The organism is Arthrobacter sp. TmtSoilC79, assembly GCF_059739405.1.
Map to the genome: position 1 here is coordinate 4,129,701 of NZ_AP046051.1, position 23,770 is coordinate 4,153,470.

Genomic DNA, 23,770 nt, shown 5'->3' on the forward strand with positions numbered 1-23,770 from the left:
CCCCTAACGACGACGGCGACCCTCGCCTTTCGGTGAGGGTCGCCGTCGTCGTGTGCTTTGTTGAGTCCGCTTTAGCGGGCTTCGAGCGCTGCCTTGGCCTTGGGGTCCGAGTCGTTCAGGAACTTCTCGATCCGCTCCGGCTCTTCAGCCTCGCCGATAGCCGATGCTGCCCGGCCCAAGGCGTAGAGGGCACGCAGGAAGCCCTGGTTGGGCTCGTGCTCCCACGGGATGGGTCCAACTCCGCGCCAACCATTACGGCGCAGGGAGTCCAGTCCGCGGTGGTAGCCCACGCGGGCGTAGGCGTAGGACTCGATGGTCCGGCCTTCGGCCCAGGCTTCCTCGGCGAGGATGGCCCACAGCAGGGACGACGTAGGGTTTTTGGCCACCAGGTCCAGCGCTTCGTTGCCGAGCGCCAGGTGCTGGTAGATCTCGGTTTCAGCGGGCAGGAGCGTAGGCTCCGGCCCCATCAGGTTCTTGCGGAATTCGTCAGACATTAGAAGGTCTTGCCCACCGAACCGAGCTGCTGTGCGGCTTCGACGATGCGCGCGGCCATGCCGGCTTCGGCCGAAGCACCCCAGACGCGGGGGTCGTAGGTCTTCTTGTTGCCCATTTCGCCGTCGACCTTCAGGACGCCGTCGTAGTTGGAGAACATGTGGCCGGCAACCGGGCGGGTGAAGGCGTACTGGGTGTCGGTGTCGATGTTCATCTTGATGACACCGTAGGAAACGGCGTCAGCGATTTCCTGCTCGGTGGAGCCTGAACCGCCGTGGAACACGAGGTCGAACGGGTTTTCCTTGCCGATCTTGGCGCCAACCTCGGACTGGATCTGCTTGAGCAGTTCCGGGCGGAGCTTGACGTTGCCCGGCTTGTAGACGCCGTGCACGTTGCCGAAGGTGAGCGCGGTGAGGTAGCGGCCGTGCTCGCCGGCGCCGAGTGCCTCGATCGTGGCGAGTGCGTCCTCGGTGGTGGTGTAGAGCTTCTCGTTGATCTCGTTCTCAACGCCGTCTTCTTCGCCACCAACGGTGCCGATTTCAACTTCGAGGATGATCTTCGCAGCAGCTGCACGTTCCAGCAGCTCGCGGCCGATGCGCAGGTTCTCCGGGAGGGTCTCGTGCGAGCCGTCCCACATGTGCGAGTTGAAGATGGGGTCGTTGCCGGCCTTGACGGCTTCCTCGGAAGCGGCGAGCAGCGGCAGGACGAAGTCCGCCAGCTTGTCCTGCGGGCAGTGGTCCGTGTGCAGGGCGATGTTGACGTTGTAGTTCTTGGCAACTTCACGGGCGAACGCGGCGAAACCGAGCGAGCCGGCAACCATGTCCTTAACCGAAGCGCCGGACCAGTAGGCTGCGCCACCGGTGGAAACCTGGATGATGCCGTCCGATTCGGCCTCAGCGAAACCGCGGATCGCAGCGTTCAGAGTCTGCGACGACGTCACGTTGACCGCGGGGAAAGCGAATCCGCCTGCCTTTGCGCGGTCGATCATCTCGGAGTAAATCTCTGGGGTTGCAATGGGCATGGTGACTCCTATGCTGAATTCGTCTGTGGGTTGGTAACCCTGGAGTAGACCGCTTACGGCTAGCACCCATCCTAGCGATATCCGCCCGGCCGCCGTGTTTCGGGTCACTGGTGGCTCTTAACACTTCCGCCGGATTCACAATCCGCCAGCTACCCCTGATTCATCGAGACGGTGGATATACTGCCGGAATGGAGTTCCCCCCGAGCGCAAACCATCAGCCCCGCCCAACGCCACCCCTGCCGCCCCAGGGCGGTACTTTTCCGGAAGCGCACCCCGGGCGGAAGCGGAGGATGATTATTGCCATTGCAGCTGGCGCGGCGGTAGTCCTCACCGCAGCCATCGTTGCTCTGGTTCTCCTGGTTTTACCGCTGTTCTCACCGGACCGGGGCATGAGCGTCACAGCAAAAACATACTTCCAGGCCCTGATCGATGGTGACGGTGAGAAAGCCCTCAGCGTATCGGACCCCGGCGTCCCGGAGAATGAACGGGCTCTCCTCCAAAACAACGTGTACAAAAATGCAAAGCAGCACATTGACGGTTACCGGATCCTGGAGGCAAGGTCGGAGTTCGTCACTGCCGAAGTCACCCAGAACGGCCGCAAGCAGGAAATCATTCTGAGGATGACCAAGTCACGTGAAGGCGAGTGGAAGGTTGGGCCCAAAAACTTCCAGAAAATCCGGATCAGTTCCAACCGTCCCGTGGGGTTGTTCACCGTGAACGGCGTGGTTGTTGCCGCCCCTGACTCCGGAACCGCTGCCACTGATTCCCTGCTGATGCCGGCCTTCCCCGGCGAGTACACCCTCGGCATTTCCGGAGACAAGTACACAATGGCAGAAGAGCAGAAGGCCTTGATCAGCATTGACCGGGCGATTTCCAAGAACACCGAACGTTTGAAAGTGTTACCCACCCAGCTGCTCCTGGACGAGACCCGGACACTTCTTGAGAACAAACGGACTGAATGCACTGCCTCCGCTCTGGCTAGTACCGCCGAAGCGACGCGTCGTGGCTGTTCCGGGTTTGCGATCTCCGAATACCGACCTACCCGCAACGTGAAATGGACCATCGAGAAGGAGCCCACCTTCACTCTCCTTCGCGGCGAGGACAGTTGGATCATTCAGTCGGCGCAATCGGGCGCGGCTTCGGTGAGCTACGAAGTGAACAGCGGCCGTGATGACGCCCCACAATGGGAGCCGAAGGTTGAGCTTGTAATACCCAGAGCCTCAGGTGAGATCCACATCGTCGACGGAAAAGCGACTCTCAAAGACCAATAGAACGGCAGCTGCCCGGGGTGATACTGACAGCTCGCCTAGCTCACGGGCTGTTGGAACACGTGGCGGCGGACCCAGGCGTGCATGGCGATGGCGGCCGCGGAAGCAGCATTCATGGACCGGGTGGAGCCGAACTGCTCGATGGAAAGCGTAGCGACGGCGGCATCGTGCACCTCGGGTGTCAGGCCGGGGCCTTCCTGCCCGAACACCAGCACGCAGTTCTTCGGGAGGTCGTACGTCTCCAACGGCACCGAATCCGGGAAGATATCGATGCCGATCACGGCAAGCCCCTCCCCCTCGGCCCACTGCACGAAGTCCTCGACCGTGGGGTGGTGGCGGACATGCTGGTAGCGGTCGGTGACCATGGCCCCGCGGCGGTTCCACCGGCGTCGTCCAATGATGTGGACCTCCTTGGCGAGGAAAGCGTTGGCGGTCCGGACCACCGTGCCGATGTTGAGGTCGTGCTGCCAGTTCTCTATGGCGATGTGGAAATCGTGCCGTTTGGAATCAAGGTCCGCGACGATCGCCTCGTGCTTCCAGTACCTGTACTGGTCCACCACGTTGCGGCGGTCACCATCCCTCAACAGGTCAGGGTCCCAGTGGTCGCCAACCGGCAGCTCACCTTCCCAAGGCCCGACGCCGACCTCGGGCTTCGCTTCCGCCTCGCCGTCCCCTGTGGTGTCGGCCGAGGACAGGGCAGGGGTGGGCAGGGCTGTAGTGGGGGGAAGGTCAGTCACCCCTCAACTTTAGCCCTGCCGCTTGGACCCGCCGGGACTAGCCCATCTTCCACTTGTTGATGCGGTAGGAGTTCGCCAGCTGCTCAAAGAGCCCGGGGTGCGCGTCCCAGTATTCCTTGTGGCCGCTGACGCCAAGCATCTGCGGTGTGCCCCAGGGAGTTACGGAGAACAGGTTGACGGCCTGGATGGCTTCACCACGGGCGTTGGCGCAGGTGAAGCCGACAACAACTGCTGCACCGCGGCGGAACTCACGGATTTCCGGCATTGAGGTCTTGAAGTTCGAAGCGCACTTGTGGCCCACCAGGTTCTGCGGCAGCTCGGTGGCCGACATGCCCTTGTAGCGGGCTTCAATGTCCTGGATGGCTTTCTTGACCTCAACAGGATCCTTGCCGAACTTGCCCTCCTCCGACTCGGCGAAGAACGCATAGGCGAGCGCGATGCCGTCACCGTCGGTCTCCACCGTGCCTTGGGCCTTCTTCTGGATTTCTTCACCCGTGGTGGGGTCCTTGGTGATTCCGAACGATTCGTCGTGGGTCCATTCGGCCAAGTACTGGAAGGATGATTCGCCCGTCACCCACCTGTTGAACAACGGATCACCGTCGGCGGGTACGTTGCTGGGGCCGGCGAGTTGCTCCCACACGGACGGCAGCGGGATGGCACCGGCGGGCATGGTGGAGGACGCCGAAGCCTCCCCCGACGGTTCGGAGGACGGTTCAGCGGACGGTTCAGCGGCTGCATCCGAGGCTTCATCCGAGGACGTCACCGACGGCGACGGGGACTCCACCGCGGTGGGCTTGGTCATGGACGGGATCAGCCACGTGAACGCCACCACCAGGGCAATAATCACGACGACGGCGACACCACCCAGGATGAGGAACAACGACTTCCGGTTGTGGTCGCCCGGGTTCTGGCCGGGTCCGCCGGGCTGGCCTGGGTAGCCGGGCTGGCCTGGGTAGCCGGGCTGGCCGGGCTGACCGGGGTAGCCTGCTCCGGGTCCGCCGGGCTGCGCCGGGTAGCCTGCGCCCGGGTAGCCTGGCTGGTCCTGCTGCGCTGATGGACCCTGCTGGGCCTCAGGGTAGCGGTGCACGGTCTCGGCATACTCGCCGTCGGGGTGGCCCGGCTGGTTCGCCTGCTGCTGGGTGGGATACGCCTGCGTCGGATAGGGCTGGGCCGGATACGCCTGCGTCGGATAGGGCTGGGCCGGATAGGCCTGCGTCGGCGGCTGCTGGGTGGGGAATACCTCGGTCTGGCCCTCGCCCGGCTGGCCCTCACCTGGCTGGTATTGGCCGGGCTGGCCCTGCCCTGGCTTGTACTGTCCGTACTGGCCTTGGCCGGTGTCGTAGCGGGGCTGCGGCACGCCGTCGGGGTTGTAGGGAGGCTGCGGCGCTCCGTTGTTGTTGCTCATGACAGGCCCTTTCGAAAGCAGTGGGTCACCGGGATGTTTCTGGGACATCCGGTGGATAAACCGTAAGAGGGGACCTGCTGAAGCGTGGACGACGCATAAAAACCACCATGTCGATCCCCCGACCCACGGTGGTGGCACGCCTGCGCCGCCACAAGCGTAATCGAGTTCGAGGCGCCGGGCGCAAGTCACAGCCGTTATCCACATGGGCAGAACTACCCACATAAGCGGGCTTCCAGGATGTTCGGGCCGCGGATTGATGGAAGACTGGTGGAAGTGCATGAACAACCCCAGCCGGAGGCAAATATGGCAGAAGAAACCACGTCCACATCGGTTTATCGGAACGGCCACGAAATCGAGTGCTGGCTCACGGACATGGACGGCGTCCTGGTCCATGAGAACCAGGCAATCCCCGGCGCGGCTGAACTCATCCAGCGCTGGGTAGATACGTCCAAGCGGTTCCTGGTCCTGACCAACAACTCCATCTTCACTCCCCGCGACCTCGCAGCCCGCCTGCGTGCGTCCGGCCTGGAGGTACCGGAAGAGAACATTTGGACGTCGGCACTGGCCACGGCCCAGTTCCTCAAGGACCAGGTCCAGTCCTCGGATTCGGGCAACCGCGCCTACACCATCGGTGAAGCCGGGCTTACAACCGCGCTGCACGAGGCCGGATTCATCCTCACGGACACCGATCCTGACTTCGTGGTGCTGGGTGAGACCCGCACCTACTCCTTCGAAGCGATCACCATGGCCGTCCGCCACATCCTGGCCGGTGCCCGGTTCATCGCCACCAACCCGGATGCCACCGGCCCTTCCAAGGACGGTCCCATGCCCGCCACCGGAGCCATAGCGGCCATGATCACCAAGGCCACGGGCCGCGAACCGTACATCGTAGGCAAGCCGAACCCCATGATGTTCCGTTCCGCCATGAACCAGATCGACGCCCATTCCGAGACCACTGCCATGATCGGTGACCGCATGGACACGGACATCGTTGCCGGCATGGAAGCGGGCCTGCACACGGTCCTGGTCCTCAGCGGAATCACCCAGCGTGAAGAAATCGTGTCCTTCCCGTTCCGGCCCAACCAGATCCTGAACTCTGTGGCCGACCTCAAGAGCCAGATTTAGGAACAAGAGATGGCTGTGCTCAATCTGCGTCCTCTGGCCGGTGGCCGGATACTCAGGGGGAGCCAGCCGTTCGGCTTGGATGCCGCTGCGACGTCGGCTTTCCTTGCGGAGCACGGCATCCAGGCGATCATGGACCTGCGCAGCGAGTTGGAGCGCTCATTGGTTCCCTGGCTGATCAATAGCGACGGTTCGACGGACGGCACCAGCTCAGCAGGCTCCGCCATGCCCGGCGTCGAACTCGTGAACAACCCGCTGGATCCCAACGCAATCGCCGGCTCGCTCCATGCTGTGGAGACCCCCGAAGACCTGGGCGGGCTCTACCTTGGCTGGATCAAGCTACGGCCGGAGTGGGTTGCTGATGCTCTCCGTCCCGCCGCCCGCGGTAAGCGCACGCTGGTTCATTGCTCCCTGGGCAAGGACCGGACGGGCGTGGTGTCGGCCATCGCGCTCCTAGCGGCGGGGGCCGCCGAGGACTCCATAGTGGAGGATTACACCGCCACTACCCTCAACCTTCCCACCATGCTGGACATCATGGCTGAAACATGGCGGTTGCATGTCCCTTCCACTCCTGCGGCATACTTCAGCCCCGAACTGATGGTCCTGCAGAGCCCTGAAGCTGCCATGCGGCACTTCCTGGCCGCTTTCGCAGAGGAGTTCGGTGACGCACGGAGCTTCCTGCGCGAGGCGGGCCTGACCGCCGTCGAGGTTCAATCACTGGCTCCGTAGCCTAGGCCGGACGGATGATTTTGCCATTCGGCTGCTCGTAGGAGGGTTCCTCGGGCTCCGGTGGGAGCGGCTGGAGCTCGTTCTGGATCCGTTCCAGCAAGGGCCGGTACACGCCGCCGTTCCATTGCGGGCTCGCGTGGGCCGGCCGGGCACCCTCTGTGCTGAGCGTGGGAAGGGCCATGTTGGCTCCGAAGACTTTGCTCCAGCCGGCCCGCGCCGACTCGTAGTCCACGGTGCCATCTTTGGCGTTGCCCATGAACGCCATCTTGGCGCCACCGATCTTTCCCGCCAACCTGAGCCCGTCGAAATGGTAGATGTACGCCGACTCGGTCTGGATGAGCACGCTGGAAGGGGCGATCGGAGAAAGCTGCTCCAGGCTTTGATCCAGGATTTGGCGCCATGTCCGCTCATCCTTGTGCGCCACACGCTCCCCCAGCTCATAGCCACCGCGCAGCACCGATGGGATCCGGAAACCGTTCTCGTACAGGAACACCACACCGTCGAACCAGCTCTGGTCCAGGACGTCGGCGCGGCTGAACGGGCTCGAATCCAGGACGATCAGTTGTGTTTCCACCCCGTGCAGTTCCAGCAGGCGGGCGGCCACCTGCGTGGCGAGCATGCCGCCGAAACTATGGCCATAAAAGTAGAGCTTCTCCAGTTCCAGTTCGCGGACATGGAGGATGATTTCGCGGACGATCTCGTCAACGTCCAGTCCCAGGTTGGAATAGCCGACGGCGGCAAGGCGGCCGCGCTGGTGCATGGCTGGGCGCAGTGAGTTGAGGATCCACTGGGCCTCTTCCCAGCTGGTTTTATACCCGGGGAACAGGATCCAACTGGCTTTGGGGAAGTACAGGTCCGAGTACGGATCCGGAACCCGGAGGATCTTGGTGGCTCGCCGTTCGGCCTGGACACGGCGGGTGAAAAGCATGTCCCCTGCCAGCGCTGCGGACGCTCCGGCGGTGATGAGGAAGTTGCGGCGGGATCTCTTCTTGACGCGGGCAGCGTAAGGCAGGATCCGGGCCCAGTCACCCGGATCCTCTGCCTCCTCCGGCTCGGGAGGGGCCGGCACGGCGGGGTTTTCTTCCACCTCCGCCGGTGCCGGGAACTTCCCTACTTGAACGTCCACGCAGCAAGCATAGGCTTCGGAAGGCGGTGACTCACAGCCCCGTAGTTTGTGTACAGCTGATGCCCTTAAGATGCGCCTATAAGGTCAAGTGCTGTACAAAAACTCCTTAGTCGAGGCCCAGCTCGCCCTTGCCGAAAGCGAAGAGGTACGGCACACCGGTTTCGGCTTCGATCTTCTCTTTGGCGCCGGTGTCGCGGTCAACGATCACAGCCACGGCCACAACATTGCCGCCGGCCTTACGGACACCTTCGACGGCGGTCAGCGCGGACCCGCCGGTGGTGGACGTGTCTTCCAGGACCACAACGTTTCGGCCTTCAACGGAAGGGCCTTCCACCTGGCGGCCCATGCCGTAGGACTTCTGGGCCTTGCGGACAACGAATGCGTCCACTGCGCGGCCGGCATCGGCGGCAGCGTGCATCACGGCGGTACCTACGGGGTCGGCGCCCATGGTGAGGCCGCCGGCGCACTCAACGGAAACGCCGGCGTCGTCGATCATGCCCAACATGACCTGGCCCACCAGCTTGGAGGCCTCGTGGTGCAAAGTGATGCGGCGGAGGTCGATGTAGTAGTCCGCTTCCTTGCCGCTGGAGAGGATCACCTTGCCGCGGACCACCGCCAGTTCTTTGATGAGTTCAAGAAGGCGGGCGCGGGCAGCTGCAGTGTCAGGCGAGGAAGTCATGGCTCCTAGTTTAGTAGGAGCGGAGTTCAGCGCGGCGCAGGGGCAGCCGTGGTGGAACGGATCACCAGGCGCGGGTTGACCATCTGTTCGTCACTTGCCGGTTCTCCGTCCAATTGCTGAAGGACAGCTTCCATGCAGCGGCGGCCGAGTTCTTCGAAATCCTGTTTGACGGAGGTCAAGGGCGGCATGAAAAATTCAGCTTCGGGTTGGTCGTCATATCCCACCACACTGATGTCGCCTGGCACGTGGCGTCCCGCTTCCTGGACGGCGCGAAGGACCCCCACGGCCATCTGGTCATTGGCGACGAAGACGGCAGTGATGCTGCGGTGATCCAGCAGATCGCGTCCGGCCCGATACCCCGACGCGGCATCCCAGCCACCCTCCAGAAGGACCTCGGCATCCAGCCCGGCCGTGCCCAGCGCCTCCTGCCAGCCTTTGATACGTTCCGCGGCGTCGATCCAGTGCGGCGGACCGGAAATGTGGGCAATATTGCGGTGCCCCAAACCGATCAGGTGCTCAACGGCAAGGCGGGCTCCCAAGCGTTGATCCAAGGAGGCCCCCGTTAATTGGTTGCCGGCTCCTGCGCCCACCGCCACGATCGGTACAGGCACGGAAACACCGCCCAGTACAGCCAGGACATCGGGGTGGGGAACCAGGATGACGATCCCGTCCACCGACTGGTTGCGGAAATGGGCAATGGCGTCGTTGATGCTCTCGCCGGTCACTTCACGGAGGTTGGCGATACTGACGAAGTACCCTGCTTCCCTTCCCGCTTGTTCTACTCCCAGCAGTGTGTTCGCCGGGCCGAACTGTCCCGTTTCGCACGCCAGCACGCCGATGGTCCGGGACCGCCGCGTTACCAGGCTGCGGGCTGCGGTGTTGCGTCGATAGCCAAGCTGGGCGATGGCCGATTCCACGCGCTCCCTGGTTTTCCCGCTGACGTTCGGATGGTTGTTCAGGACACGGGAAACAGTTTGATGCGAGACGCCCGCCATCTTCGCGACGTCGCCCATGACCGGAGGCCTCACCGGCGGGGCCGCCGAGCCCGGCGGGGCCCCGGACAATGCCCGGGACCCCGCTGGTGGCGGTTGGTCGCCGCGTGACATCCGTTCCTACTTCGCGTCCACGCCCACAGGCTCCACCTTGGCAGCCGGAGCTGCCTCGGTTGCCGGAGGCGTGGTCTTCCACTTGAAGCGGCGGCCCATGCCGGATCCGCCACCGGCACCGGTCCGGTTCTTGTTGAAGATGTCGAACCCGACGGCGAGCAGGAGCACAAGGCCCTTGATGAGCTGCTGGTAGTCCGTGCCGAGGCCGAGGATGGACATGCCGTTGTTCAGCACGCCCATGATCAGGCCACCGATCATGGCTCCGGCCACGGTGCCAATACCGCCTTGGACTGCCGCACCACCAATGAAGGCCGCGGCAATGGAGTCCAGCTCGAACCCGGTACCGCCGGCAGGCTGCGCCGAGTTCAGGCGGGCCGTGAACACCAGGCCTGCCAGTGCGGCCAGGACGCCCATGTTGACGAACAGGCGGAAGGTGACCTTCTTGGTCTTGATGCCGGAGAGCTCGGCGGCGTGGAGGTTGCCACCAATGGCGTAGGTGTGGCGGCCGAAAATGCTGTTGTTCATCAGCGCCGAGTAGAGGATCACCAGGACGGCGAGGACGATCAGGACAATCGGGGTTCCGCGGTAGCTGGCCAGCAGGAAGGTGATGATGAGCATCAGCACAGCGATGAAGCCGTTCTTGACGGCGAACCATGCCATCGGCTCGTTCTCGAGGTTGAACTTGCGGCGGACACGGCGTTCTTTCAGGGCCTGGAAGAGGATGGCGGCCGTACCGCCGACGCCGAGGATGACCGTCAGCCACTCAAGGACGGACGTGCCGCCGGTGAGGTCCGGAAGGAAGCCACCGCCGAGGGCCCTGAGCTCGCTGGGGAACGGGGTGATCTGCTGGTTCTTGAGGGTGATGAGGGTCAGCCCGCGGAAGATCAGCATGCCGGCCAGGGTGACAATGAACGCCGGGATGCCCACGTAGGCGATCCAGTAACCCTGCCAGGCACCCACCAACGCTCCGACCAGGAGGCAAGCGGGGATGGCGAGCCACCATGCCCAGCCCCAATGGACGATCATTACACCGGCTACGGCCCCGATGAAGCCTGCAATGGAGCCGACGGAGAGGTCGATGTGACCGGCGATGATGACCATGACCATGCCGATGGCCAGGATCAGGATGTAGCTGTTCTGGACCACCAGGTTGGTGACGTTCTGGGGTTCGAGCAGGATGCCGTTGGTCAGCACCTGGAAAAGGATCACGATGAGGATCAGGGCGACGAAGATGCCAACCTGGCGGAGGCGGCTTGTGAGGAAGCCAAGGGATTCTCGTAGGGCGGACATGTTCGCTATTCCTTCTCTTTGGTCATGTAGTGCATGAGGGTTTCCTGGGTGGCTTCGGCGATGGGGACCTCGCCGGTGATGTGCCCTGCGGACAGTGTGTAGATCCGGTCGCAGATACCCAGGAGCTCCGGCAGCTCAGAGGAGATCACAATGACTGCTTTCCCCGCCGCTGCGAGTTCAGCGATGATCGTGTAGATCTCGAATTTGGCGCCGACGTCGATTCCACGGGTGGGTTCGTCCAGGATCAGGACGTCGGGGTCCGAGAACATCCATTTACTCAGCACCACTTTTTGCTGGTTTCCACCGGAGAGCTTGCCGGTGATGGCAGCAACGGAGGGCGCTTTGATGTTCATGCTTTGGCGGTAGTGGTTGGCTATGGTGGTTTCCTTGTTGCCGTCCACCCAACCGCGTTTGGCCAGCTTGTTCAGCGCAGCCATGGAAATGTTCCGCTTGATGTCCTCGATCAGGTTCAGGCCGTAGTGCTTCCGGTCTTCGGTGGCGTAGGCGATCCCGTGTTCGATGGCGTCGGAGACGGTGGAAGTGTTGATTTCCTTGCCGTATTTGTAGACCTTGCCTGAGACGGCACGCCCGTAGGTCCGGCCGAAAACGCTCATGGCGAGCTCGGTCCTGCCTGCACCCATGAGCCCGGCCAGGCCAACTACTTCACCCTTGCGGACGTTGAGGCTGGCGTTGTTCACCACCATGCGGGAATGGTCCTGGGGGTGCTGGACAGTCCAATCCTCAATGCGGAGGACTTCCTCGCCGATGTTGGGGGTCCGGTCAGGGTAGAGGCTTTCGAGGTCGCGCCCCACCATTCCGCGGATGATGCGTTCCTGGGTGATTTGGCCCTGGTCCAGGCGGAGGGTCTCAATGGACTTGCCATCGCGGATGATGGTGACGGCGTCAGCCACTTTGCGGATCTCGTTGAGCTTGTGGCTGATGATGATGCTGGTAACGCCCTGGCCCTTCAGGTGCAGGATGAGGTCCAGCAGGTGGTCTGAGTCTTCGTCGTTCAGCGCCGCCGTGGGCTCGTCCAGGATCAGGAGCTTCACTTCCTTGGACAGCGCTTTGGCGATCTCCACCAGCTGTTGCTTTCCCACGCTGATGTGCTGGATGGGGGTGACCGGGTTTTCGCTGAGGCCCACCCTGGCCAGCAGCTTGGCTGCTTCCAGATTGGTTTTCCGCCAGTCCACCCAGCCGTTGTTGGCCAGCTCGTTTCCGAGGTAGATGTTCTCGGCAATGGACAGGTACGGGCTCAGCGCCAGCTCCTGGTGGATGATCACGATGCCGCGCTTCTCGCTGTCCGTGATGCTGGAAAATTCGCAGGGTTCGTTCTCGAAGAGGATGTCGCCGTCGAAGGTGTTGTGGGCGTAGACGCCGGACAGCACTTTCATCAAGGTGGACTTTCCGGCGCCGTTCTCGCCACAGATGGCATGAACCTCACCGCGGTTGACGTCCAGGGTGACGTCCTGCAGGGCTTTTACCCCGGGGAAGGTCTTGGTGATTCCTCGCATTTGAAGAATGGGTACGTTCATCGTCAATTCCCGCTGACTGGTTGAAACTTGGCCGGGCCGAGGACTCGACAGGCTCTAGGGGGAGGCTGTGGCCCCACCGCTGCGCATTCAGCACAAGACAGTGGGGCCACAGGCCAAGGAGTTACTTGACGTCGGCATCCTTGTAGTAGCCGGAGTCGATGAGTTCCTTCTTGTAGTTGTCCTTGGTGATGATGACGGACTTCAGGAGGTAAGCCGGAACAACCTTGACCTTGTTGTTGTAGGTCTTGGTGTCGTTGGTTTCCGGCTCGTTGCCCTTGAGCACGGCGTCTACCATTTTCACGGCCTGAGCGCCGAGCTGGCGGGTGTCCTTGAAGATGGTGGAGTACTGCTCGCCGGCGATGATGGACTTCACGGAGCCCTTCTCCGCATCCTGCCCGGTCACTACAGGCAGCTTGCCGGTGGAGTAGCCGCCGGTGCTGGTCAGTGCCGAGATGATGCCGATGGACAGGCCGTCGTACGGGGACAGGACGCCGTCGAGCTTGGTGCCGGAGCTGTAAGCCGAGGTGAGGATGTCTTCCATGCGCTTCTGGGCTACGGGTGCCTGCCAGCGAAGGATTGCTGCCTGCTCAAACTTGGTCTGGCCGCTGGGGACCTTCAAGGTGCCTGCGTCCATGTACGGCTTGAGGGTGTCCATGGCGCCGGTCCAGAAGAAGTTGGCGTTGTTGTCATCCGGGCTGCCCGCGAACAGCTCTACGTTGAACGGGCCTTTGCCTTCAACCTTCTTGCCGCTGGCGTCAACCAGGCCCAGGCCGGTCAGCAGCGAGGTGGCCTGCTGGACGCCCACGGTGTAGTTGTCGAACGTGGTGTAGTAGTCCACGTTCGGCGTTCCGTTGATGAGGCGGTCATAAGCGATGACCTTGACGTTCTGCTCCTTGGCCTTGGCCAGGACATCGGTCAGGGTGGTGCCGTCAATCGCAGCGATGATCAGGGCCTTTGCACCCTTGGTCAGCATGTTCTCAATCTGGGAAACCTGCGTGGGAATGTCATCGTTGGCGAACTGGAGGTCAGTCTTGTAGCCAAGGTCCTTCAGCGACTTCTCTACGTTGGCGCCATCTGCGATCCAACGCTCGGAGGTCTGGGTGGGCATCGAAATGCCTACCAGGGAATCGCTGGGATTGGCGCTGCTGGTGGATTCGGCGGTGCCACCGCGGCTGCCGCAGCCTGTGGCTCCCACCGTCAAGGTAAGGACAACCGCGACGGCGCCCAGGAGTTTCTTCAATCTCACGATGCTCTCCTTCCGCGGCAGCATTGCCGCGAACTCTGATGCAGCCGGAGCATCTGCGCGTCCGGCACGGTAAAGCGATGTGGGCTGCGCCTGCTGGGGGCAACACGAGCCACTGAAAGGTAATGCGAATGCCATTGTGAACGCTAACATTACCGTTGGTCAAGTGCCGTGGATCACGAAATGGTTGCAGACTTCCAGCACCCTTGAGGCTATTGACTTGAAACGTTGTTAGCGTTCACAATTGGCGCTCCAGCCCGGATGCCGGGAAGCCCAGATGCAGGAAACAGAAAAGCCCGGCACCGCCTTGTGGGCAGTGCCGGGCTGACGCCCCAGCCTGGTTTCTGAAGTCAGAGGCGGGTGTCGAACGAATCGCAGAACACGTTCTGGTTGAACGTTCCCTGGAACCCGGACTTGCCTTGGATCTTTTGGATGGTTGCGCGGATGGCCTCGCGGGTGGCTGCGTGCGCATGGATGGCCGTCTTGACCATGGGCACGTCGATCAGGTGGTTCGGCTGGTTCAGGGAAACAAACACCGTGGGAACTTCCGTGGCGTACCAGGGAATTTCGGCGGCCATGGGCGAGGACCACTTGATCCTGATGGAAGCCTCCTGCGCGAAACCCTTCACGTTGGCGAACACGAAGGCGGCGTCATACCGTTCCGCATAGTCCCCCGTAGCTTCCTCGGACACGACCCTCATGAAGTTCACGCCGGTCTCCCCCGCGGCTTCGCGCTGATCGGCGGTCTTGAACACGCTGACCTCAAAACCTGCCGCTTCCAGCTCTTCCCGGACAATGTCCAGGTAGGCCAGAGGATCCGCACGGGTGAAGTCGGCGCCGCCCGAGATCCCGTAGAGACGGATCCGCGGATGCGTTTCAGGGGTGATCGGCAAATTGTCCGCCGTGTCCTTCACCAGGGTGACGGTCTTATCAGCAATGTCCGCGGCAATAGCCCGGTGGGCCTCACTGCCGATAACAGCCAAGGCCCCAGCCGCCGGAAACAACGATTCCCGGGAAGCACGGTGCAGCCCCAGGCTGGCTTTCAACCCAAGAATCCGCCGCACAGCATCCTGCAAACGTCCCTCACTGATGATCCCGGACTTGTAGCCATCCAGCATGTAGCCGAAGTCCTCCTCCGGATTCCGGAAGAACAGGAACATGTCGCAGCCGGCCGCGATGGTTGCGGGAACCAGGTCGCGCCGCTTCATGGTTTGCGTCAGGCCAACCATCAAGGAAGCATCCGTGAGGACCAGCCCGTTGAAGCCAAGCTCACCCCGGAGCAGGTCCTGCAGGAGTTCCGGAGCAAGGGTCGCGGGCAGGATGTCAGCATCGGACAGACCTGGCCGGAAATGCCGGGACACCTCAGGCGCTCCGATGTGGCCCACCATGATGGACTGCACGCCGTGCCCGATCATTTCGCGGTACACATGCCCGTAGCTGGCATTCCACTCCTGGTAGCCAAGGGTGTTGTAGGAGGTCACCACGTGCTGGTCACGCTCATCAATGCCGTCGCCGGGAAAGTGCTTCATGGCGCAAACCGTGGGCGATTCGCTGATGCCGTCGAAGTACTCCTTGGCCCGTTCCACCACGATCTCGGGAGTGTTGCCGAAGGCCCGTGTGGAGATGACCGTGTTCCGCCAGTTGTAGTGGATGTCCACGATAGGCGCGAAGGCCCAGTTGCAGCCCAGTGCAGCAGTTTCGACACCGGCCACCTGCCCCATCTGCCGCGCAATGGACTTATCCGGATGCGAACCTGCCTGGAGATGCGTGGACACGAACGTGCCGTCGTCGCAGCTGCCCGCCCCACCCATCTCGGGATTGGACGCGATCAGGAGCGGGATTCGCGTTTTGGACTGCGCGTAGCGAATGTGCTCCTGCACCGCCGCCGAAGGGCCGGGCCGGTACCGCATGCCGCCCACATGGAAGTTCTCCAGAATGTCATCCAGGTACGCCGGGGAGTAGTCATTGTTGTGGTTGATGAACAGCTGGCCGATCTTCTCTTCCAACGTCATGGAGCCGAGGGTGCTCTCCACCCATTCCACGGCGGCGTCATCAAGGTTGTATGGAGCCGCTTTGAGGTCCACGAGGTACGCTCCATCGGGCGCCTGGGCCGAGCCGTTCAGCCCAGCATGTACGTCCTTCACTATGTCCTCCACAGTCAGTGCAATGTCCACAACGATCCCGGCTTCGTCATCCTGCAACGGTTCCAGCGTGGCCAGTTGCGAGTCCAGCAGCGAGGCAGGCATGAAGTGTCCGGGCCGGGCAGTCATGCGCGCGTTCAGCAGCTCGCGGCTGCCGTGCAGGTGAACAAACACCACTGACGGATCGGCGCTGCGGATGATGTCCCGGTAAGAGCGTTTGAGCGCGCTGCACGCGATGACAAGGGCAGAGTTCGACGCCGGGAACCGCCTGCCGATTTCGGCCAGCCATGGTGCGCGGTCGTCGTCGTTCAGCGGCGTACCGGAGGCCATCTTGTCGATGTTCGCCTGCGGGTGCAGCGAGTCGCCGTCGAGAAATCCAGCGCCGATGCGCTCGGCGAGGGCGGCACCAATAGTGCTCTTGCCGCAACCGGCCACGCCCATCACCACGATGTGGTGACGGGGCGCAACTCCAGCGGCAGCTGCCTCACCAATCATGAACAGTGCCGTCCACGAGGCGGTTGTAGGGCAGGTAGGCCTGCTGGTACGGGAAAGCGGCTGCGGCTTCTTCGTTGAATTCGACGCCGATGCCGGGGTTGTCGCCCGGGTGCAGGTAGCCGTCCTTGAAGGTCATGGACTGCTGGAAGACCTCGTTGGTCTTGTCCGAGTGCTGCATGTATTCCTGGATGCCGTAGTTGTGGATGGCCAGGCCGACGTGCAGCTGGGATGCGAATCCCACCGGGGAGATGTCCGTGGGGCCGTGGAAGCCGGACTTGATCTGGTACTGCGCGGCGAAGTCCATGACCTTTTTCAGTGGTGAGATGCCGCCGAAGTGGGTGGAGGCTGCGCGGACGTAGTCGATCAGCTGTTCCTTGATGAGGGTCTGGAAGTCGAACACGGTGTTGAAGATTTCGCCGATGGCCAGCGGGGTGGTGGTGTGCTGGCGGACCAGGCGCAGCCCTTCCTGGTTCTCGGCCGGGGTGCAGTCCTCGAGCCAGAAGAGGTCGTAAGGTTCCAGCGCCTTGCCCAGCTTGGCAGCCTGGATGGGGGTCATGCGGTGGTGGCCATCATGCAGCAGGGGGATTTCGGGGCCGAACTCGTTTCGTACGGCTTCAAAGACGGTGGGCAGGTGGCGAAGGTAAGCGCGGGTGTCCCAGTCTTCTTCCAGGGGGAAGTTGCCGCGGCCGGCGGGCTCGTAGTCATAGCGTTCACCCGAAGCCTGGGCCTGGGCGGCCACCCCATAGACAGCCTTGATGCCGGGGACTGCCGTTTGGATCCTGATGGACTTGTAGCCCAGCTCCAGGTGCTCCCGCACGGAGTCGAACAAGGACGGAATGTCGGCACCGGATGCGTGCCCGTAGGCGCGCAGCCCGTTCCGGGATGCACCACCGAGCAGCTGGTACACCGGCATTCCGGCAACCTTGCCCTTGATGTCCCACAGCGCCATGTCGACGGCGGCAATGGCCGCCATGGTGACTGGGCCGCGGCGCCAGTAGGAGCTGCGGTACAGGAACTGCCAGGTGTCCTCGATCCTGTGCGGGTCCTTCCCGATCAGCAGCTGCGCCACGTGTTCTTTGAGGTACGCGGCGACGGCGAGTTCACGGCCGTTGAGGGTAGCGTCACCGATGCCTGTCACACCGTCCTCCGTGGTGATGCGCAGAGTGACGAAGTTACGGGACGGGCTGGTCACAAAGACTTCAGCGGCAATGATTTTCACAGCTTTCCTTCCGGGATGTGGCTGGTGGTTAGGTTGTTAGTTCGGATTGCCGCTGGTGGCAACCGATTGCACGCGGGATGCGAATGCCTGGCTGAGGCGATGGACCAGCTCCACTACGGAGGGGTCCCCCGCGAGCCCTGTATCCAGCAGCGACACCAGTGCTGCTACGCGGTCAACGCCGGCCAGCCTGTTGGCCTGCTCCACGCCTGCAGCTTGGGGATCCTGAAGGCCCGGGTTGGACTCCACATAGGCAGCCCACACGGCGATCATCCGGGCTGCGGCTTCACCACTCCGGCCGGCCTCACGCTCAGCCCGCAGCACGGGAACTGCCCGCATTCGCAATTTGGTGCTGGCGTCCATGGCAATCTGGGCCAAGTGGTGGGCGATCCGGGAGTTGCCGAAGCGCTCCAGGAGTGCGGCCCTGTACTCGGGAATGTGGAGATCGTCACCGGAGAGGTGCCTGGATGCTTCGTCCCAGAAGTCCTCCACAGCCTGCAGGCACACCGGGTCGGCCAGTGCTTCGGCCACCGTGGAGTGTCCGCGCAGCTGGCCGGCATAGGCCAGGATGGAGTGCGCGCCGTTGAGCAGCCACAGCTTGCGGTTCTCGTAGGGCTCGATCCCGCCCACAAACACAGCCCCTGCGTCTTCCCAGCGGGGTCGCCCGGCAGGGAAATCACCGCTGAGCACCCAGTTGCGGAACGGCTCGGCAACCACGGGCGCCTCATCCCGGTAGCCGCACTCGCGGGCCACCAGCGCAATGTCGTCAGGGGTGGTGCGAGGCGTAATCCGGTCAACGGAGGTGCTCACGAAGCTGACGTTCGCCTCGATCCAGGCGGCCAGGCCGCCGTCGAGGTCCCGGGCGATACCCAGCACCCCTTCCTTGGCCACGTTGCCGTTGTCCGAGAGGTTGTCGCAGGAAACCACGGCGAGGGGTCCGGCGTCGGCGTCCTTGCGTGCGGCGAGGCCCAAGACCAAGCGGCCCAACGGCGTCGTGGGTTCCTGGCGGGCACGAAGCAACTCGACGTCGTCCGCACCGAGGCCGTAGGCCGCTTCCGTGATGGTCAGGGTGACCACCGATGTCTGCGGCGCGGCAAGCAATTCAACCAGGCGGCCAACGTCGGCGCCATCCACGGCCTCCACGATGCTGCCCACCACCTCAAAGGTGTCGCCCGAGTCCGAGCGCTCCACCACGGTGAACAAACCGTCCTGGGCGGCCAGGACCTCGGCTGCGTCCGGGCGTCGACCAGTGAAGGAGGCGATGCCCCACTCCCCCGCGTCACCGGCGTGCTGGGTGAACCAGGCCTGATGCGAACGGTGGAAGGCGCCAAGGCCCAGGTGAACGATGCGCACTGGCGCTTTGGGGCGGGGCGCAACGTCGCGGCCCAGGCGCGGAAGTCCGGCGGTCATAGCTTGAACACCCGTCGGGGCGAGGAATCGACGACGTCGAGGATCAGCTCATGCGCGCGGTCTTCAGTCACGCGGTGCTCGGCTACGAGACGCGCGAGGAAGGCGGCTTCGATCCTGCGGGAGGCGTCGTGCCGTGCCGGGATGGAGCAGAAGGCCCGGGTGTCATCAATGAACCCCGAGGAGCGGGAGAATCCGGCGGTTTCAGTGACGGCCGAACGGAAGCGCAACATGGCGTCCGGTGCGTCGAGGAACCACCAGGGGGCACCGATGTAGACGGATGGGTAGAAGCCGGCCAGAGGCGCCAGTTCGCGGGAGAACACCGTCTCATCCAGGGTGAAGAGCACCATGTGGAAATCCTTGGCCGTGCCGAAGTCCTGCAGCAACGGACGGACGGCCTCGGTGTAGTTCACGGCAAACGGAATATCGTGGCCGGTGTCGGCGCCAAAGTTCTCGAAGGTGGGCCCGTGGTGGTTCCGGTACGAGCCTGGGTGGATGGTCATGACCAGGCCGTCCTCCACGGACATCCGGGCCATCTGGTACATCATGTGGGCCTCGAACGCATCGCGGTCTGCGGCCGTTGCCTTGCCGGCGCGGGCCCGTTCGAAGAGCGCTTCAGCGTCGGCAGGGTCCAGCTTGAGCGTGGCCGGGGTGCGGACGCCGTGGTCTGCGGAGACAGCGCCATGCTCCACGAAATAACGACGCCGGTTTTCCAGCGCTGCGATGTAGCCGGCGTAGCCGGTGGCGCCGTCGGCAGCGGCCTCGATAAGCCGGTCCACGTTGGAGCTCCAGCTGGGGTGGGCCACGTTCAGGTAGGCGTCCGGGCGGAAGGTGGGCAGGACGCGGCCGTTGAAGCTCGGGTCCTCGGACAGGGCTTTGTGGCTGGCCAGGTTGTCCAGGGGATCGTCCGTGGTGGCCAGGACCTCGATGTTGAAGTCCTTGAAGAGTTGCCGCGGGCGGAAGTCCGGTTCCACCAGCTTGGCGGCAATGGCGTCGTAGCTTGCATCGGCAGGAAGCTCGCTGAGGTCCGCGCCGAGCTTGAAGACGTTGTCGAATTGCGTGCGGAGCCAGTAACCGGATGCCGTTCCCTCGAACAGGGGCCAGGCCTCCACGAAGGTGCGCCAGATCTGCCGGGACTCCGGTGCGGACGCGGTGCCGGCAAGCAGCTGATCCATCGGAACACCGTTGGCGTGGATCAGGCGGGTGACGTAGTGGTCCGGGCTGACCAGGAGGGCAGCGGGATCGGGGAACGGCGTGTTCTGCTCGATGACTGCGGCGTCAACGTGGCCGTGCGGGGAAATGATGGGCAGGTCCTGGACGCGCTCCAGCAAGGACCGCGCGATGCTGCGCGTCCCGGGATCTGCGGGCAGGAGCCGGTCAGGGTGTGCTGCGATGGACTGTGACATAGATCAATCTTGGCCGCCATGTCCAACTTTTGTCAACCGGTTGCCAAAAATTGCCAACTAGTTGCGACAGAGCTGTTCACACCACAGCAACTGTTGGGGAAACTACGCCAGCAGGCGCCCACTGGAGCCGCGCACCACGAGTTCCGTTTCCACCCGGACAGCTTCACCGGGTGCGTCATGGCCTTGGAGCATGTCCAGGAGGATCGTCACGGCGCGGGTGCCGCACTCCCCCAACGGCGAACGGACCGTAGTGAGGGCGGGAGTGGTGAAATCGGCGCCAAAGATGTCATCAAAGCCAACAATGCTGATCTGGTCCGGAACACGCATGCCGCCGGCCTGCAGTTCCTGCATCAGACCGATGGCCAGGAGGTCGTTGTAGGTGATCACCGCCGTCGCCCCGCTTTCCAGGACGTCGCGCGCAACCTGCCGGCCGCCGTCGACCGTTGGTTTGGACGACTCAAGGCGCACCGCGCTGAGCTTGGACCACTCGGCGGCGGCTTTGACGCCGTCCCAACGGCGGGCCGTCATCCAGGACTGCTTGGGGCCGGCCACGTACGCGAGCTTTTCGTGACCGTTGGCAGCCAGGCTGCGCACGGCCTCGCTGATGCCCTTGTTGACGTCCGGAACCACGCACGGAACGCCTTGGATCTCGCGGTTGATGACGGCGACGGGTTTGTCCGCAGCCAAAGCACGGATGTGGTCGTCGTCCATGCGCGGGCTGGCCAGGATAAGTCCGTCCACCGTGCTCAGGAGCCGGCGGGCCGCGGTCACTTCCGTTTCCGGCGACTCCGCTGACTCAGCCAGGACCAGAGTGTAGTCCCGGGCCGAACCAGTGGTTTCAGCGCCGCGGATGATGTCGAAGAACGTGGGGTTGGTGATGTCCGCAACGATCAAGCCGATGGTCTGTGTACGGCCTGTAGGCAGGGCACGTGCAAAAGGGTTCACCTGGTAGTTCAGCTCAGCGGCAGCATCCTCAATGATCTTCTGCGTCTTGGCGCTGACACGGCCGGGCTTGCTCAGGGCACGCGAGACGGTGGAGGGATTCACCCCCGCCAGCTTGGCGATGTCATAGATCGTGGCAGAAGACTTCTCCCCCCGCCCTCTTTTGGCAGGGGCGGGTGCTGCTCCGTTGCTCGTCACGTCAGTCACCGCTCCATCGTAGACCGCATGGCAACAAAAACAGGCCGGTTGCCAAAAGGAATCGGCAACCGGCCCCGCCCTCTGTGAAACGTCCCGCTTAGGATCGTTCGGCGAACTTGCCCTCTTCGGCGATTCGCTTGTTCAGTTCGTGCAGGAACTCGTCCTCGTCAAAGTCCAGCGCCACTTCCTTGCCCGTCCAGGCCGAGAGGTGGATGGCATTGGCCAGGCGGACACCGTTGATGCCATCGGAGCCCGGGGCCAGCAGCGGAGTACCGTCCAGGATGTTGGCAGCAAAGTTCTCCAGGACCCCTGCGTGCTGGCCGCCCCAGACGGACTCGAACTCAATGACTTCGGTGCTGTAGAGCTCTTCCCGGTTCAGCTGGCCCATGAAGAGCTTGCGGACATCGTCCATGCCCATCGAGTCGCTGATTTCCCTCTCCGGCTTGACCAGGCGGGTAACCGTGGCCACTTTGCTGTCTTCCACCACGATCTTGCCTTGGTCGCCCAGGATTTCGAACCTGTCGGTTCCCACGATGTCGTGGGTGGCCGTGACGAAAACGCCGGTGGCGCCGTCGCCATAATCCACGACGGCGGTCACTTCATCCTCGACGGCGATGTCACGGCGGAAACCGAACGCCACCTTCGAGTACACCGACTTCGGGACGCCACAGATCCACTGCCAGAGGTCCAGCTGGTGCGGGGCCTGGTTGACCAGGACGCCGCCGCCTTCGCCGCCCCACGTGGCACGCCATTCGCTGGAGTTGTAGTACCCCTGCGGACGCCACCAGTTGGTGATGATCCAGTTGGTGCGGCGGATGCTGCCGATTTCGCCGTTATCGACGATTTCCTTGAGCTTCTTGTACAACGGGTTGTTGCGCTGGTTGAACATGATGCCGAAGGAGAGCTCCGGCTTGGAGGCCGCGAACTCGTTGAGCTCCTTCACCTGCTTGGTGTAAACGCCGGCAGGTTTCTCCACGAGTGCGTGGATGTTGCGCTTGAGGGTTTCGATGGCCATTTCCGGGTGCAGGAAGTGCGGCACGCAGGTAACTATCGCATCCACCGCACCGCTCTCCAGCATCGTGATGTAGTCCTCAAAGAACGGGACACCCGGGTACTGGGAGGCTGCGAGCTCCTTCTTCGCGGGATCGATGTCGCAGATAGCGGCGATCTCCATGTTCGGGACCAGCCCATCATTGATGAACCGGGCATAGGCGCCGCCCTGCTGGCCAAGGCCGATGATGCCGAGGCGTACTTTTTTACTCATGAACGAAATCTCCTGTGTAGGAATCTAGAAAAGGTCGGCGTGGCCCATGGCCACCAGGTTGTCGTACGAGGTCTGGAGGGCATCCCACACAGTGCGTCCGTACAGTTCGTCCTGCTCCACCAGGAGGTACCGTGCGCCTGCAGCCACGGCAGCAGGAACGATCGAGGGGAAGTCCAGGTTGCCCTCTCCTACTTCGGCGAACTGCACCACGTTCCGGAACTCGGCATTGAACCCCGCGAAGTCGCCCTTCTCCAGCAGCCCGAAGGACGCTTCCGGCATTTGGCCGATCCTGTAGTCCTTCAGGTGCACCATCGCTGTGTTGCCGGCGTACTTCTCCAAGGTCCGCACCGGATCCAGGCCTCCACGCTGCACCCAGTGGACGTCAATCTCCATGCCCATGGCCGGGGAGTTTTCGGCGATGATGTCCAGCATGTACTTGCCGTCGAACTTCGCAAACTCGATGTGGTGGTTGTGGTAGTACAGGCTGATGCCGTGTTCCTGCAGCCGCTCCGCATAGCCGTTGGCCTGCTTGGCGAATTCAATCACTGAGTCCAGCGATTTCATGGCCCCGAATGGAAGCATGCCGATCCGAAGCAAAGAGGTGTCAAGGCGCTTGGCTTCGTCCACGATCTTGTCGAAGTGGTCAGCCAGCGTTTCCACCGCGAATCCTTTGCGGCCCTCCAGGTAGACCGAGAGGGCGGCGATGTCCATTCCCAGCTCCGCGCGGGAGCGGTCCAGCTCGTCCACGTTCGCAGGGGTCATGGGAATCTGGGAAATTTCGACGGCGTTATAGCCGATCGCGCTGACCTTGCGGAGCGTTTCGAACGCTCCAATGTCAGCAAAACTGTCCTTCAGCATCATGGCTTGGACGCCTATTGTGGCCACTTTTTCCTCCGGGGTTCTTGGGCCCTTCCGGACCCGGGGTCGCTGTTTGGGGTGCCTGGCTGT

20 protein-coding genes are annotated in these 23,770 nt (G+C 63.0%); 3 read left to right on the top strand and 17 right to left on the bottom strand.

Translation table 11 applies throughout. The features are described from left to right. Positions 1-71 precede the first annotated feature (71 nt). On the bottom strand, positions 72-494 hold the full coding sequence (locus tag AC6JA3_RS18895) for a DUF3151 domain-containing protein (protein WP_011773312.1): 423 nt from the start codon (positions 492-494) through the stop codon (positions 72-74). Further along, positions 494-1,513, bottom strand: coding sequence for a class II fructose-bisphosphate aldolase (gene fbaA / locus AC6JA3_RS18900; RefSeq protein ID WP_497920491.1), 1,020 nt, complete (start codon positions 1,511-1,513; stop codon positions 494-496). The genes AC6JA3_RS18895 and fbaA overlap by 1 nt, the downstream gene beginning before the upstream one ends. Before the next feature lie 290 nt (positions 1,514-1,803). On the opposite strand from fbaA, the gene AC6JA3_RS18905 reads away from it, so the two are divergent. Beyond that, positions 1,804-2,784, top strand: a complete 981-nt coding sequence (locus tag AC6JA3_RS18905) for a hypothetical protein (RefSeq protein WP_497920492.1) — start codon at positions 1,804-1,806, stop codon at positions 2,782-2,784. 35 nt (positions 2,785-2,819) lie between these two features. Here AC6JA3_RS18905 and AC6JA3_RS18910 read toward each other — a convergent pair whose 3' ends face one another. Further along, positions 2,820-3,518, bottom strand: coding sequence for a TrmH family RNA methyltransferase (locus AC6JA3_RS18910; protein ID WP_497920493.1), 699 nt, complete (start codon positions 3,516-3,518; stop codon positions 2,820-2,822). Between the two features lie 37 nt (positions 3,519-3,555). Next, complete coding sequence (locus AC6JA3_RS18915) at positions 3,556-4,923, bottom strand: hypothetical protein (protein WP_347781971.1); 1,368 nt, start codon at positions 4,921-4,923, stop codon at positions 3,556-3,558. Positions 4,924-5,226: 303 nt separating this feature from the next. Here AC6JA3_RS18915 and AC6JA3_RS18920 point away from each other — a divergent pair, with 303 nt between their 5' ends. Both AC6JA3_RS18920 and AC6JA3_RS18925 read left to right on the top strand, forming a co-directional pair. Continuing rightward, entirely contained in the window at positions 5,227-6,048 is an 822-nt protein-coding gene (locus AC6JA3_RS18920; RefSeq protein ID WP_035761154.1) for an HAD-IIA family hydrolase, read from the top strand. A 9-nt stretch (positions 6,049-6,057) separates the two neighbouring features. After that, positions 6,058-6,774, top strand: a complete 717-nt coding sequence (locus AC6JA3_RS18925) for a tyrosine-protein phosphatase (protein WP_026548129.1) — start codon at positions 6,058-6,060, stop codon at positions 6,772-6,774. 1 nt (position 6,775) lies between these two features. Here AC6JA3_RS18925 and AC6JA3_RS18930 read toward each other — a convergent pair whose 3' ends face one another. From AC6JA3_RS18930 to AC6JA3_RS18990, 13 genes are all read right to left on the bottom strand, one after another. Continuing rightward, positions 6,776-7,900: a thioesterase domain-containing protein gene (locus tag AC6JA3_RS18930; protein WP_026548130.1), complete on the bottom strand. Its 1,125-nt coding sequence runs from the start codon at positions 7,898-7,900 to the stop codon at positions 6,776-6,778. Positions 7,901-8,006: 106 nt separating this feature from the next. Beyond that, positions 8,007-8,579 (bottom strand): orotate phosphoribosyltransferase, encoded by a 573-nt coding sequence (gene pyrE / locus AC6JA3_RS18935; protein ID WP_026542306.1) that lies wholly within the window; start codon positions 8,577-8,579, stop codon positions 8,007-8,009. A gap of 26 nt (positions 8,580-8,605) precedes the next feature. After that, a complete protein-coding gene (locus tag AC6JA3_RS18940) occupies positions 8,606-9,592 on the bottom strand; it encodes a LacI family DNA-binding transcriptional regulator (protein ID WP_026548131.1) in 987 nt (328 codons plus the stop codon). 99 nt (positions 9,593-9,691) lie between these two features. Further along, positions 9,692-10,975, bottom strand: a complete 1,284-nt coding sequence (mmsB, locus tag AC6JA3_RS18945) for a multiple monosaccharide ABC transporter permease (RefSeq protein WP_026542304.1) — start codon at positions 10,973-10,975, stop codon at positions 9,692-9,694. Between the two features lie 5 nt (positions 10,976-10,980). Further along, positions 10,981-12,510, bottom strand: a complete 1,530-nt coding sequence (gene mmsA / locus AC6JA3_RS18950) for a multiple monosaccharide ABC transporter ATP-binding protein (RefSeq protein ID WP_497920494.1) — start codon at positions 12,508-12,510, stop codon at positions 10,981-10,983. 121 nt (positions 12,511-12,631) lie between these two features. Next, a complete protein-coding gene (chvE, locus tag AC6JA3_RS18955; RefSeq protein ID WP_035761144.1) occupies positions 12,632-13,780 on the bottom strand; it encodes a multiple monosaccharide ABC transporter substrate-binding protein in 1,149 nt (382 codons plus the stop codon). A 323-nt stretch (positions 13,781-14,103) separates the two neighbouring features. Then, positions 14,104-16,389: a gluconokinase, GntK/IdnK-type gene (locus AC6JA3_RS18960; RefSeq protein WP_497920495.1), complete on the bottom strand. Its 2,286-nt coding sequence runs from the start codon at positions 16,387-16,389 to the stop codon at positions 14,104-14,106. After that, positions 16,379-17,608, bottom strand: a complete 1,230-nt coding sequence (manD, locus tag AC6JA3_RS18965; RefSeq protein ID WP_497920496.1) for a D-mannonate dehydratase ManD — start codon at positions 17,606-17,608, stop codon at positions 16,379-16,381. Before manD ends, AC6JA3_RS18960 begins: the two co-directional genes overlap by 11 nt. 36 nt (positions 17,609-17,644) lie before the next feature. After that, positions 17,645-19,015 carry a mannitol dehydrogenase family protein gene (locus tag AC6JA3_RS18970; protein WP_497920497.1) on the bottom strand — a complete coding sequence of 457 codons (1,371 nt, stop codon included), beginning with the start codon at positions 19,013-19,015 and terminating at the stop codon, positions 17,645-17,647. Continuing rightward, the gene (gene uxaC, locus AC6JA3_RS18975) at positions 19,012-20,418 is read right to left on the bottom strand and encodes a glucuronate isomerase (RefSeq protein ID WP_497920498.1); all 1,407 of its coding nucleotides are present in this window, start codon (positions 20,416-20,418) and stop codon (positions 19,012-19,014) included. The genes AC6JA3_RS18970 and uxaC overlap by 4 nt, the downstream gene beginning before the upstream one ends. Positions 20,419-20,520: 102 nt before the next feature. Beyond that, positions 20,521-21,567: a LacI family DNA-binding transcriptional regulator gene (locus AC6JA3_RS18980; protein WP_026542298.1), complete on the bottom strand. Its 1,047-nt coding sequence runs from the start codon at positions 21,565-21,567 to the stop codon at positions 20,521-20,523. Positions 21,568-21,655: 88 nt separating this feature from the next. Beyond that, on the bottom strand, positions 21,656-22,822 hold the full coding sequence (locus AC6JA3_RS18985; protein WP_223944551.1) for a Gfo/Idh/MocA family protein: 1,167 nt from the start codon (positions 22,820-22,822) through the stop codon (positions 21,656-21,658). Between the two features lie 24 nt (positions 22,823-22,846). Further along, positions 22,847-23,707: a sugar phosphate isomerase/epimerase family protein gene (locus AC6JA3_RS18990; RefSeq protein WP_497920499.1), complete on the bottom strand. Its 861-nt coding sequence runs from the start codon at positions 23,705-23,707 to the stop codon at positions 22,847-22,849. Between the last annotated feature and the right edge of the window lie 63 nt (positions 23,708-23,770).